General features: G+C 75.0%; 10 protein-coding genes. 7 read left to right on the forward strand and 3 right to left on the reverse strand.

Going from position 1 to position 12,458, the window contains the following annotated elements; translation table 11 throughout:
• The first annotated feature begins 11 nt into the window (after positions 1 to 11).
• Together sucB and ACN9MS_RS12510 are read left to right on the forward strand one after the other, a co-directional pair.
• The gene (gene sucB, locus ACN9MS_RS12505) at positions 12 to 1,811 is read left to right on the forward strand and encodes a 2-oxoglutarate dehydrogenase, E2 component, dihydrolipoamide succinyltransferase (protein ID WP_426308892.1); all 1,800 of its coding nucleotides are present in this window, start codon (positions 12 to 14) and stop codon (positions 1,809 to 1,811) included.
• A 149-nt stretch (positions 1,812 to 1,960) separates the two neighbouring features.
• Positions 1,961 to 2,854 (forward strand): TIGR01777 family oxidoreductase, encoded by an 894-nt coding sequence (locus ACN9MS_RS12510; RefSeq protein ID WP_426308893.1) that lies wholly within the window; start codon positions 1,961 to 1,963, stop codon positions 2,852 to 2,854.
• A gap of 55 nt (positions 2,855 to 2,909) precedes the next feature.
• On the opposite strand, the gene ACN9MS_RS12515 is transcribed toward ACN9MS_RS12510, so the two are convergent.
• Together ACN9MS_RS12515 and ACN9MS_RS12520 are read right to left on the reverse strand one after the other, a co-directional pair.
• Positions 2,910 to 4,346, reverse strand: a complete 1,437-nt coding sequence (locus ACN9MS_RS12515; RefSeq protein ID WP_426308894.1) for a hypothetical protein — start codon at positions 4,344 to 4,346, stop codon at positions 2,910 to 2,912.
• A gap of 126 nt (positions 4,347 to 4,472) precedes the next feature.
• On the reverse strand, positions 4,473 to 5,513 hold the full coding sequence (locus ACN9MS_RS12520; protein ID WP_426308895.1) for a Gfo/Idh/MocA family protein: 1,041 nt from the start codon (positions 5,511 to 5,513) through the stop codon (positions 4,473 to 4,475).
• 151 nt (positions 5,514 to 5,664) lie between these two features.
• Here ACN9MS_RS12520 and ACN9MS_RS12525 point away from each other — a divergent pair, with 151 nt between their 5' ends.
• Entirely contained in the window at positions 5,665 to 6,378 is a 714-nt protein-coding gene (locus tag ACN9MS_RS12525; protein ID WP_426308896.1) for an HNH endonuclease family protein, read from the forward strand.
• Here ACN9MS_RS12525 and ACN9MS_RS12530 read toward each other — a convergent pair.
• Positions 6,291 to 8,648, reverse strand: a complete 2,358-nt coding sequence (locus ACN9MS_RS12530) for an MMPL family transporter (RefSeq protein ID WP_426308897.1) — start codon at positions 8,646 to 8,648, stop codon at positions 6,291 to 6,293. The two genes, ACN9MS_RS12525 and ACN9MS_RS12530, sit on opposite strands and share 88 nt — an antisense overlap.
• Before the next feature lie 38 nt (positions 8,649 to 8,686).
• On the opposite strand from ACN9MS_RS12530, the gene ACN9MS_RS12535 reads away from it, so the two are divergent.
• The 4 genes from ACN9MS_RS12535 to lipA all read left to right on the forward strand — a co-directional run bounded on the left by ACN9MS_RS12535 (position 8,687) and on the right by lipA (position 12,453).
• Entirely contained in the window at positions 8,687 to 9,190 is a 504-nt protein-coding gene (locus tag ACN9MS_RS12535) for a MarR family winged helix-turn-helix transcriptional regulator (protein WP_313663051.1), read from the forward strand.
• Positions 9,191 to 9,199: 9 nt separating this feature from the next.
• Positions 9,200 to 9,886 carry a lipoyl(octanoyl) transferase LipB gene (gene lipB / locus ACN9MS_RS12540; protein WP_426308898.1) on the forward strand — a complete coding sequence of 229 codons (687 nt, stop codon included), beginning with the start codon at positions 9,200 to 9,202 and terminating at the stop codon, positions 9,884 to 9,886.
• 83 nt (positions 9,887 to 9,969) lie between these two features.
• Positions 9,970 to 11,334: an MFS transporter gene (locus ACN9MS_RS12545; protein WP_426308899.1), complete on the forward strand. Its 1,365-nt coding sequence runs from the start codon at positions 9,970 to 9,972 to the stop codon at positions 11,332 to 11,334.
• A gap of 108 nt (positions 11,335 to 11,442) precedes the next feature.
• Positions 11,443 to 12,453, forward strand: coding sequence for a lipoyl synthase (gene lipA, locus ACN9MS_RS12550; protein ID WP_168731714.1), 1,011 nt, complete (start codon positions 11,443 to 11,445; stop codon positions 12,451 to 12,453).
• Positions 12,454 to 12,458 lie beyond the last annotated feature (5 nt).

The following is a 12,458-nucleotide window of genomic DNA, read 5'->3' on the forward strand; positions in this document are numbered from 1 at the left end:
CCAGGCAGGTCATGTCTGAGAACGTGCAGATGCCGGCCCTCGGCGAGTCCGTCACCGAAGGCACCGTCACCCGTTGGCTCAAGTCGGTCGGCGACACCGTCGCCGTCGACGAGCCGCTGCTCGAGGTCTCGACCGACAAGGTCGACACCGAGATCCCGTCGCCCGTCGCGGGCGTGCTCGAGCAGATCCTCGTCCAGGAGGACGAGACCGTGGAGGTCGGTACCGACCTCGCCGTGATCGGCGACGGTTCCGGCGGCGGCGACGCCGCGCCCGCCCCCGCGGCGGCCGAGGAGCCCGCGCCCCAGGCCGCGCCGGAGCCCGAGCCGGCGCAGCCCGCCGCGCAGGAGGCCCCCGCCGAGCCTGCCCCCGCCCAGCAGGCCGCTCCCGCGCCGCAGTCCTCCGGGGACGGCGAGGAGATCAAGCTTCCCGCGCTCGGCGAGTCCGTCACCGAGGGCACCGTGACCCGGTGGCTCAAGTCGGTCGGCGACACCGTCGAGGTCGACGAGCCGCTGCTCGAGGTCTCGACCGACAAGGTCGACACCGAGGTCCCCTCCCCCGTGGCGGGCACCGTCCAGCAGATCCTCGTCCAGGAGGACGAGACGGTCGACGTCGGCACCGTGCTCGCGATCGTCGGCTCGGGCGCAGCCCCGGCCGCGGCCCCCGAGCAGCCCGCGCAGGAGGCCCCGAAGCAGGAGTCCGCTCCCGCCGAGGCGCCGACCGAGGCTCGCACGCCCGCGAGCGAGGCGGACGTCCCCGCGCAGGCCGCGCAGGAGGCGACGCCCGCCCCGACGACGAGCGCCCCCGCTCCGGCCGCCGAGAAGCCGGCCGCGCCGTCGGCCCCGGGTGCTACCCCGGCCCCGGCCGCCAAGGCCGGTGGCACCTACCTCACGCCGCTCGTGCGCAAGCTCGCCGCGGACAAGGGCGTCGACCTCTCGACCCTCTCGGGTACGGGTGTCGGCGGCCGCATCCGCAAGGAGGACGTGCTCGAGGCCGCTCGCAAGGCCGAGGAGGCCAAGGCCGCCCCGGCCGCCGCTCCCGCGGCACCCGCAGCCGGTGGTGCCCCGAAGAAGGCCTCCGTCCCGGCGGTCTCGCCGCTGCGCGGCACGACCGAGAAGACGAGCCGCCTGCGCAAGCTCGTCGCGAGCCGCATGGTCGAGGCGCTGACCACCCAGGCCCAGCTCACGACGGCCGTCGAGGTCGACGTGACGCGCGTCGCCGCGCTGCGCAACCGCGCCAAGGCGGACTTCAAGGCGCGCGAGGGTGCCAACCTCACGTTCCTGCCGTTCTTCACGCTCGCCGCGGTCGAGGCGCTCAAGGCCTACCCGAAGATCAACGCGACCTTCGCCGAGGACGAGATCACCTACCACGGCCAGGAGAACGTCGGCATCGCGGTCGACACCGAGCGCGGCCTCGTCGTCCCGGTGATCAAGGACGCGGGGGACCTCAACCTCGCCGGCATCGCGCGCAAGATCTCCGACCTCGGCTCGCGCACGCGCGCCAACAAGGTCGGGCCGGACGAGCTCGCGGGCGGGACGTTCACGATCACCAACACCGGCTCGGGCGGCGCCGTCTTCGACACGCCGATCGTCCCGGTCGGCCAGGTGGCGATCCTCGGCACGGGGACCATCACCAAGCGCGCGGTCGTCGTGACGGACGCGGACGGGAACGACACGATCGGCATCCGCTCGACGTGCTTCATCTTCCTGTCCTACGACCACCGCCTGGTCGACGGTGCGGACGCCGCGCGCTTCCTCACCACGATCAAGAACCGCATCGAGGAGGGCGCGTTCGAGGCCGAGGTCGGCCTCTGACGCGCAGCTTCCCCTGAGGCGCCGCCGAGAGGCCCCGACCGTCATGGTCGGGGCCTCTCGGCGTTCTCGTGGCCGGACCCGGCGTCGGGCCGCAGAGCAGATCCCCACCACGGGTGCGCGGGGCCGTCGTGGCCCCGTAGCGTGTCCCCATGGACATCGTCGTGGCGGGCTCGCACGGATTCATCGGTGCGGAGCTGCTCGAGCGGCTGCGCGAGGACGGCCACCACGTGCGCCGACTCGTGCGCCGTGCGCCGCAGACGTCCGACGAGCACGAGTGGGACCCCGACGCCGGCGTCCTGGACCCCGGCGTGCTCGAGGGCGCTGACGCCGTCGTGAACCTCGCGGGCGCGGGGATCGGCGACCACCGCTGGACGACGGAGTACAAGCGCACCCTGGTCACGTCCCGGACCCGGACCACCGGCCTCCTGGCCCGGACCATGGCCGCTCTCGACGCGCCGCCACCCGTCTGGGTCCAGGGCTCCGCCATCGGCTACTACGGCGACCGGGGCGCGCAGGTGCTCACCGAGACGTCGGCGTCGGGCGACGGCTTCCTCGCCCGGCTCGTGCGCGAGTGGGAGGCTGCGACGGCACCGGCCGAGCAAGCGGGCGTCCGCGTGGTGCACGCCCGGACGGGCATCGTGCTCTCGTCCGAGGGTGGCGCCCTCGGCAGGCTCCTGCCGCTGCTGCGCCTCGGTGTGGGCGGTCGGCTCGGCCCCGGCACGCAGTACTGGAGCTGGATCACGCTGCGCGACGAGGTCGACGCGCTGCGCCACCTGCTCACCGCCCCCGTGCACGGGCCGGTCAACCTGTGCTCCCCGCACCCCGCCACGAACGCGGAGATCACCCGTGCGCTCGCCCGAGAGCTCCACCGCCCGGCCGTGCTGGCCGTCCCGTCCGTCGCGCTGCGCGTCGTGCTCGGCGAGCTGGCCTCGGACATCCTCGGCTCGCAGCGTGCCCTCCCGAGCGTGCTCGAGGCGAGCGGGTTCGGCTTCTCCGACCCCCTCCTCGCCGACGCCGCGCGGCGGGTCGCGGAGCGCCGCTGACCCCCGGCTCCGACGGGCGTTCCGAGCCGCCGAGCCGAGCCCGCGACGGCATGCGTCACCGCACCTCGGCGACGCGCCACCCGTCGTCGGTCCAGCGGAGCACGAGCACGGCGGTGGTCCGCGGGGTCGCGGGCACGTGCAGCTCGCCGTCGTCCGTGCGTTGCCGGTGCGCGCTGACGGCGTAGTCGACCTCGACGACCGCGTCCGTCGGCACCGCGCCCGCCGGCGCGGGTGACCAGTCCTCGCCGAGCCGGGCGTCGAAGACCTCCGCCCGTGCGTCGAGCACGTCCACGCCGTCGAGCGCCTCGAGCACCGCGGCGTCGCGCGCCTCCGCCGACGAACCCTCCACCACCACCGACGACAGGTCTCCCGCACCCTCGGTCAGCAGCGCGAGCCTCCGCGCGGTGAGCGCGCGCGCAGCCCCGCTCGGGTCGTCCCGGTCGAGCACCGCCCTCGTGCCCGCGTCCGGCTCGGTCGTGGCCGTGCTCGGCGACGGCTCGCCGCCGGGCGCAGCCGTCCGCGACGGCCCCAGGACGACCAGCAGCACCACGAGCGCCGCACAGCCGACGAGGATCGCCAGGCTCGTGCCGACCGCGCGGGCGACCCGCCGTCGACGGGCCCGGGCACCCCGACCACCGGTCCTCGTCCCGCCACGCACGGTGCCCCTGCTGGCCGTCGGCACCCCGGCGCCGGGTCGCACGGTCCGCCGACCGCCGAACGCTCCCGCGACGAGACGCGCGGCGTCGGGCATCACGACCGGACGCGGCTCCACGGCGTCGTAGCAGCGTGCGGCGAACGTCCCCGCGGCAGGGCGCGCGGAGGGTTCGTCGCGCAGCGCGACCGCGAGCTCGGCGTGCAGCGCCGCGAGATCACGCGCCTCCACCGGGTCGGCGGTCACCGGGGAGGACGGGTGGCTCGACGCCGGAGGCGGCACGAGGTCGAGCACGAGCCGGGCGAGGTCACGCACGTCGTCCGCGGCCGTCGCGCGCGCGGGCGCCAGGGCGGGGCGCAGGACCGCCCTCCCGCTCGACGTGACGACCACCGACGACGCCTCGAGGCTCCCGTGCGCCCGCCCGTCCCGATGGAGCCGCGCCAGGCCCTGCGCGACCGGGACCAGCACCGTGACCGCCTCGGCGGCCAGGAACGGTTCCCGGGCCGCGGCGAGCTCGTCGAGGCGCAGCCCGTCGACGTGGTCGGTGAGGACCACGAGCGACGACTCCCCCGCCTCGACCACGCCGCGCACCGCCACGAGGTGCTCGTGGTCCTCGGAGAGGGCGCGTAGGTGCTCGACCAGCGCGGCACGGAGCCCCGGTCCCTCCGGGACGTCCAGCCGCGCGACCTCGCACACGGACCCGGCGTCGTCGTGCGCCACCGCCCCGCCGGGCGCCCCGGGATCCCGACGTACCGACCACCCCGCGGCGCTCAGCACGGGCACCAGGTCCGCGACGGTCTTCACGGGCGGTCGCGCACGACGCGACGTCGACAACGGCATGACTCATCTCACCGCACGGAGGACCCTGACGTGCCGTTGTCCACAGGCAGATCGCGGTACACCCCCGTCGAGCGTGCCCGCTCGAGGCTCGGGCGCGGAGGCCAGCCGGGCCGCCCTGAGGGGGGGTCAGACGTCGAGGAGCCGGCCTTCACGGGCGCTGCGGCGGGCGGCGTCGAGGACCTCGGCGGTGCGGACGGCGTCGTGCGGGTCGACGGGGACGGGGCCCCCGTCGAGGATCCAGGCGGCGACCGCTCGGTAGAAGTCGGCGTGACCGCCCGGTGCCTGCGCGACGGGCTCGCGCTCGCGCCCGCGCGTGACCCAGCCGAGGGTGCCCTCGGGCGCGGCGTCGTCGAACACCTCGAAGGGCGAGGCGTCGTTCTCGAAGGTCGTCACGACGTACGCGCCGGCGGTGCCGAGCACGCGCGTGCGGGGCCCCGGGGCGCCGACGACGGAGCCTGCCCAGAGGCGGCTCACGACCGCGTCACCGTCGGCGTCGGGCTCGTGGTGGAGCACGAGGAACACGTCGTCCTCGGTCGGGGTGGTGTGCGAGCGCAGCTCGGCCCACACGCCGGTGACGCGCCCGAAGAGCTGGGTCGCGGAGTCGACGAGGTGCGGTCCGAGGTCGAGGAGGAGGCCGCCTCCGACGAGGTCGTTCTCCTTCCAGCGCTGCTGCGGCACGGGGCGCCACCGCTCCCACCGGCGCTCGAACGTGTGCACGCGCCCGAGGTCCCCGCGTTCGAGCACGGAGCGCAGCGTGAGCTGCTCGGGGTCCCAGCGGCGGTTCTGGAAGACGGTGAGGGGCGTGCCCGCTGCCTCGGCCACGTCCACGACGGCGCGGGACGCCGCGGCGCCGAGCGCGAGCGGCTTGTCGACGACGACCGGGACGCCGGCCCGGGCGAGCGCGGTGGCGTGGTCGGCGTGCAGGGCCGACGGGCTCGCGACCACCACGACGTCGTAGGCGGCGCGGTCCGCGAGGAGCGCGTCGAGGTCGTCGTGCAGGTGCACGTCCGGCCAGTCCTCGACCGCGGCGGCCCGGCGCTCGGACGACCGGACGACGACCGCCGTGACCACGTGCCCGGCCTCGCGGACGAGGCGCGCGTGGATGCTGCGGCCCGCTCCCCCGTACCCGACGATCCCGACCCTGAGCGTGCGCGCGGCGGTGTCCATGCCGCCCAATCTAGCCGCGACCGGAGCGGTCCTGCGGAGTGGTCCGAGCATCGTCGCGGACCTGGCAGAATGTGCGCGTTGGTCCGGTATGGAGCGCTGCGTACCGTCTCGCGCGGGTCGGGCCGAGAATCGGTTTCGGGAAGGTCGTCCCTTGAGCACCACGAGCCGCCGCGTCCCTCGTCGGAGCGTCCTGCGCTACGTCCTGATCGCCCTGGCGGTCGCCATCGTGGTCGCGAACGTCATCAACCAGCAGTCGGTCGCCGCCGACGACGAGCCGGACCCCTCGCCGGGCAGCGCGCTCGAGGCGCTGGCGCGGCTCGAGGTCAAGGGACCCGGGCCGGACACGGGCTACGAGCGGGAGCTCTTCGGACCCGCGTGGGCGGACGTCGACGGCAACGGGTGCGACACCCGCAACGACATCCTCGCCCGCGACCTCACCGACCTGACCTTCTCGACGCGGGGCGAGGTCTGCGAGGTGCGGACGGGCACGTTCCAGGACCCGTACACGGGCGAGACCATCGACTTCCGCCGCGGCAACGCGACGAGCATGGCCGTCCAGATCGACCACGTGGTCCCGCTGATGGACGCGTGGCGCAAGGGCGCGCGCGCCTGGGACGACGAGACGCGCCGGCAGTTCGCCAACGACCCGCTCAACCTGCTCGCGTCCGACGGCCCCGCGAACCAGTCCAAGGGCGCGCGAGACGCGTCGGCGTGGCTGCCCCCGAACCACGCGTTCCGCTGCCCGTACGTCGCGCGGCAGATCGCGGTGAAGGCCGCCTACGAGCTCGCGGTCACGCCGTCGGAGTCCGAGGCGATGGCCCGCGTGCTCGAGGACTGCCCGGCCGAGCCCGTCCCCGCGGGCTGACCCGGCCCCCGGTCGGCGCGCCCGAGGGCGCTCGGCCACCAGGCCCGACGACCGACGTCGTGCACGAGCGCGGGCACCAGCAGCGACCGCACGACGAGCGTGTCGACGAGGACGCCGAACGCGACGATGAACGCGAGCTGGGCGAGGAACAGCAGCGGGATGATGCCGAGCGCGGCGAACGTCGTCGCGAGCACCACGCCCGCGGACGTGATGACCGACCCGGTGACCGCGAGACCCCGCAGCACGCCGCGCCGCGTCCCGACCCGCAGGCTCTCCTCCCGCACGCGCGTCATGAGGAAGATCGAGTAGTCGACCCCGAGCGCGACGAGGAAGCAGAACGCGTAGAGCGGGACGGCCGGGTCGGCGCCCGGGAAGTCGAGCACGTGGTTGAACACGATCGCGGCGACGCCGAGCGCGGCGCCGAACGACAGCACGTTGGCGAGCATGAGCAGGACCGGCGCGACGATCGACCGCAGCAGCAGGACGAGGATGAGCAGGATCACGGCGAGGACGACCGGCACGATGATCCGCAGGTCGCGCTGGCCCGCGAGCTGGGTGTCGAGGCGCTCGGCGGCCGCGCCGCCGACGACGGCCTCGGGCGAGACGTCGTGCACGGCGTCGCGGAGCGCCGAGACCGTCTCGACGGCCTCCTGGCTGTCGGACGGCGCGTCCGTGGTGACGTCGACGCGCACCTGCCCGTCGACGACCACCGGATCGCCCTGCGCGGGTGCACCGGGAGCGACGGCGGGCTGGTCCGTGACGGGGGTCGCCGCGGCGACGCCCTCGGTGCCTTCGGCGGCCGCGACGACGGCGTCGAGGTCCGCCTCCGGGGCGACGACGATCGCAGGCTGCGCGGAGACGCCCTCGAAGTGCTCGGTGAGCGCCACCTCGCCGGCGACGGAGTCGACGTCCGCGAGGAACACCTCCGAGTCGCCGGTGCCCTCGGCGTCGAGCGTCGGGACGAACGCCGCGCACGCGGCGAGCACGAGCGCCGTGACGACCCACACGCGCCGGTCGTGCCGTCCGACGAAGCTCGCGACGCGCGACCACACGCCGTGGCCCTCGACGCTCACCGCGTCGTCGCTCTCGGCGGTCGCGGTCTGCGCGTCCGTCACGCCCTCGTGCTCGGCGTGCGCGCCCTCGTACCGGGGCATGCGCGGCCAGAACAGCGCGCGCGACCGCTGGCCCGCGACGAGCAGGAGGGCCGGCAGGAGCGTGAGCGCGGCGACGAACGCCGCGGCGATGCCGATCGCGGCGACGGGACCCAGGCTGCGGTTCGACGACAGGTCGGACAGCAGGAGGCACAGGAGGCCCGCGATGACGGTGCCGGCGCTCGCCGCGATGGGCTCGACCGAGGCGCGCACGGCGCGGCGCAGCGCGGTCGTCGTCGAGCGGACGAGGCGCAGCTCCTCGCGGTACCGCGCGACGACGAGCAACGAGTAGTCGACCGCGGCCCCGACGACGAGGATCGAGAGGATGCCCTGCGACTGCCCGTTGAGCGTGAGGATGTCGGCCGCGGCGAGGTGGTAGACGACGAGCCCCGCGAGGGTCAGCGCGAGCACGGCCGTGAGGATGACGAGGAACGGCAGGATCGGCGACCGGTAGACGATCGCGAGGATGACCAGCACGGCGCCGAGCGCGACGAGCAGGAGGACCGTGTCGATCCCGCCGAACGCGGTGACGAGGTCGGCGACGAACCCGGCCGGGCCGGTGACCCACACGTCGAGCGCGGTGCCGGCGAGCCCGCCCTCGGACGCGTCCGCGGCGGCGAGGTCGCGCAGCGCGCCGACCGCGAGCTCGCTCACGCTGTCCTCGTCGGCACCGATCCGGTCGGACGCCACGGAGGCGTCGAGCGAGACGACGACGAGCGCGGCCTCGCCGTCTTCGGACGGCACGACCACGGGGTCGGCGACGGAGACGTCGCCCACGGTCGCGGGCTCGTCGCCCGAGGTGCCCTCGAGCGGTGCACCTGGCACGGCCTGCGCGTAGGCGTCGAGCGCGGCGAGGTCGTCGGGCGTGAGGGCGCTGCCGTCGCCCGTGGTCGCGACGACGAGCGCGGGGAGCGTCTCGGAGTCCGTGAACTCCTGCGCGACCTCGGCGGCGCGCGTCGACTCCGCGCTCGCGGGCAGGAACGCCGCGGCGTCGTTGGTCTGCACGCTGCTCAGCTGACCTTGCGCCTGGCCGCCCAGTGCGCCGATCGCCATCCACAGACCGATGACTGCGACAATGATCAGTCCGCGGAGGAACCCGCCCGTCCGATTGCTCAGCATGCTGAGGAATGGTGCCATGGTGGAGGGAGGAATGCACGTTGGAGCACTCACCGAGGGACCGCACCGGGCCGTACGCCGACCCGGACGTCGGCGACCCCACCCCCACCGACCCCCAGGAGTGGGCCACCGGCCGCCTCCTGTTCGCCGTCGCGCGCCGGATCGAGAGGGAGTGGAACGCCCACCTCGGGAAGTGGGACCTCAACCACGCGGGCTTCCCGGTGCTCATGCACCTGCTCGCCGGCCCCCGCTCGCAGCGGGTGCTCGCCGAGGAGTCGGGTGTGACCGAGCAGACGATGAGCCGGGTCGTGGCGAGGCTCGAGCGCTCCGGCTACGTGACGCGCACGGACGACCCCGCCGACCGGCGCCGCCGCGCCGTCGCGATCACCGCGGCCGGGCGCGACGCCGGGCTCGCGGCGGCGCGCCGCAGGCCCGCCGAGGACCTGGCGACGCGCGGGCTCGACGACGCTCAGGTCGTCGCGCTGCGCGAGGCCCTGCTCGAGCTCCTCAAGACGCTCCCCCGCTCGCCCCTGGACGAGGGTTAGCCTGGGCTGATGGACCTGCTCGCGCTGCCCGGGATCACGGAGTACCACGAGGCCTGGGACCTCCAGCGCGCGGTGCACGACGACGTCGTCGCGACCACCCGGCCGGACACCCTGATCCTCGTCGAGCACCCCTCCGTCTACACCGCCGGCCGTCGCACGCGCCGTGACGAGCGGCCCGACGACGGCACGCCCGTCGTGGACGTCGACCGCGGCGGGAAGATCACGTGGCACGGCCCGGGACAGCAGGTCGCCTACCCGATCGTGCGGCTCGCCGAACCGGTCGACGTCGTCGCGTACGTGCGCGCGCTCGAGGAGGCCGTCATGGGCGTGTGCACGCGGCTCGGCCTCACCACGAAGCGCGTCGAGGGGCGCAGCGGGGTCTGGGTCGCGGCCGACGAGACTCGCCGCGAGCGCAAGGTCTGCGCCATCGGCGTGCGGGTCGCGCGCGGCGTGACGATGCACGGGCTCGCCCTCAACTGCGTCCCCGACCTGTCGCGCTTCGACCGGATCGTCCCCTGCGGGATCGAGGACGCCGACGTGACGTCGCTCACCGCCGAGCTCGGGCGCGAGGTCACGCTCGCCGAGGTCGCGCCCCTGCTCGTGGCTGCGCTGGAGGACGCGCTCGCCCCGCTGCTCGCCGCGGCCACGACCGACGGCGCGCACCTCGCCACCCCGCAGGACGCGCTCGCGGGCTAGGCTGGGTAGTCCAGGGAATCTTCGCGCGCCGGAGTACGGGTGGGTCGGCGCGCGGTAGGACGTACCCCGAGGACCTGGACCGCATGACCACCACCCCCGCGCGCCCGACGTCGCGCGCCCGCACCACTTCACCCCTCCCTGCGCCGCCCCGCCCCGACGCACCGGCTCGCAGCGGCTACGCCCGCCTGCCCCAGCTCGCGGGCCGCGCGTTCCTCCCCGTGGCGTTCCTCGCCCGGCTCCCCTTCTCGATGCTCACCATCGGGACCCTGCTCCTCGTGTCGTCGACGACGGGGTCCGTCGCGCTCGGCGGGCTCGCCTCGGCGTCGACCGCGCTGGGCACGGCGCTGGGCGGTCCGACCCAGGGCGCGCTCGCGGACCGCGTCGGTCAGCGCCGGGTCCTGCTCGTCGCCGTCCCCGTCGCGACGCTCGCCGTGCTCGGCCTCGTGCTCGCCGCCTCCGCGTCCGGCGCGACGGCGGCGGTCCTGGCCGCCGCAGCGGTGACGGGAGCGAGCGCACCCCAGGTCGGCCCGCTCGCGCGCGTGCGCTGGCTCCGGCTCGCCGCCGACGAGCCGCGCACCGTGGAGGCCGCGATGAGCTACGAGAGCACCGCCGACGAGGTGAGCTTCGTGCTCGGCCCCGCGCTCGTCGGCATCCTCGCGTCGGCTGGCTCTCCGCAGGTCGCGGTCCTCGTCGCCGCGGGCGGCATCGCCGTCTTCGGCACCGCGTTCGCCCTCCACCCGACGGCGCGCGCGACGGGCGTCCGCCTCCCCGCCACGGCCTCACCCGACGCCGACGCCGGCGCGGGCGCGGGCGCGACGAGCGCTCCCACGGGAGCCGTCGGGACGCTCGCGCTCGTACGGCGCGAGGCCGTCGTGCTCGTCGGGATGCTCGCGATGGGCCTCCTGTTCGGCGGGACGCAGGCCGCGCTCACCGCGCTGACCCGCGACGCGGGCGTGCCCGGGAGCGCCGGTCTCGTCTACGCCGTGATGGGGGTGGGCTCCGCCGTCACCGCGCTGTCGGTCGTCGCGCTCCCCCGCCGCTGGGGCCCGCGCAGCCGGTGGATCACGTTCGCCACCGGGCTCGTGGCGGGCGCGGTCGCCCTCCTCCTCGCGGCCGCGAGCGGCTCGCTGACGGCCGTCGTCGTCGCGGTCGCGGCGACCGGTCTGTTCGTCGGGCCGGTGATGGTCACGGTGTTCACCGTCGCCGGCGAGCGCGCGCCCGCCGGGCGGACGGCGTCGGCCATGACGCTCGTGGCGAGCGCCAACGTCGTCGGCGTCGCGATCGGTACGTCCGGGGGCGGCGCGCTCGCCGACGGGATCTCGACCACGGCCGCGTTCGTCCTGCCCGTGGTCGCCGCGGTCCTGCTCGTCGCGACCGGGGTGTCGCTGACGTCACGTCCACAGGGTGAGCGACGCGCGGGAGACGACGAGCGCGAGCGCGTAGTCTGACCGGAGTCCGGCGTCGTACCAGGGCACGCGCACCTGAACGGTGCGTCGCCCACCTGCCTGCTCGGCGCGACGTCGGCGCTCACTCGCCACGACGACCGGGAGACACCCGTGACGATCGCACCTGAAGGACGGCGCATGCTGCGGGTCGAGGCCCGCAACGCCGCGACGCCGATCGAGAAGAAGCCCGAGTGGATCAAGACCCGCGCGACCATGGGCCCGGAGTACTCCGAGCTCAAGGGGCTCGTGAAGCGCGAGGGCCTGCACACGGTCTGCGAGGAGGCGGGCTGTCCCAACATCTTCGAGTGCTGGGAGGACCGCGAGGCGACGTTCCTCATCGGCGGCGACCAGTGCACGCGGCGCTGCGACTTCTGCCAGATCGACACGGGCAAGCCGGCCGACTTCGACGCGGACGAGCCGCGCCGCGTCGCGGAGTCCGTCCAGGCGATGGGCCTGCGCTACTCGACCATCACGGGCGTCGCGCGCGACGACCTGCCCGACGGTGGCGCGTGGCTCTACGCCGAGACCGTCCGCCAGATCCATCAGCTCAACCCGGGCACCGGCGTCGAGCTGCTCATCCCCGACTTCAACGCGATCCCCGAGCTGCTCGACGAGGTGAACGCGTCGCGTCCCGAGGTGCTCGCGCACAACCTCGAGACCGTGCCGCGCATCTTCAAGCAGATCCGTCCCGGCTTCCGCTACGAGCGCTCGCTGTCGGTGCTCACGCGGGCGCGCGAGGCGGGCCTGGTGACCAAGTCGAACATCATCCTCGGCATGGGCGAGACGATCGACGAGGCCAAGGACGCGCTGCAGGACCTGCACGACGCCGGCTGCGACCTCGTGACGATCACCCAGTACCTGCGCCCCTCGCTGCGCCACCACCCGGTGGACCGGTGGGTCAAGCCCGAGGAGTTCGTCGAGCTGTCGGACGCCGCGGAGGAGATCGGCTTCCTCGGCGTCATGTCGGGCCCGCTCGTGCGGTCGTCGTACCGCGCCGGTCGCCTGTGGGGCCAGGCCATGACGCGCCGCGGCATGGAGATCCCCGCGGCGCTCGCGCACCTCGCCGAGCCGACGACGTCCCGCCAGGAGGCCGCGAGCCTGCTGGCCCGTTCGCCCCACTAGACTGA

Origin of the sequence: Cellulosimicrobium sp. E-16, assembly GCF_049913115.1 — a bacterium.
GTDB lineage: Bacteria > Actinomycetota > Actinomycetes > Actinomycetales > Cellulomonadaceae > Cellulosimicrobium.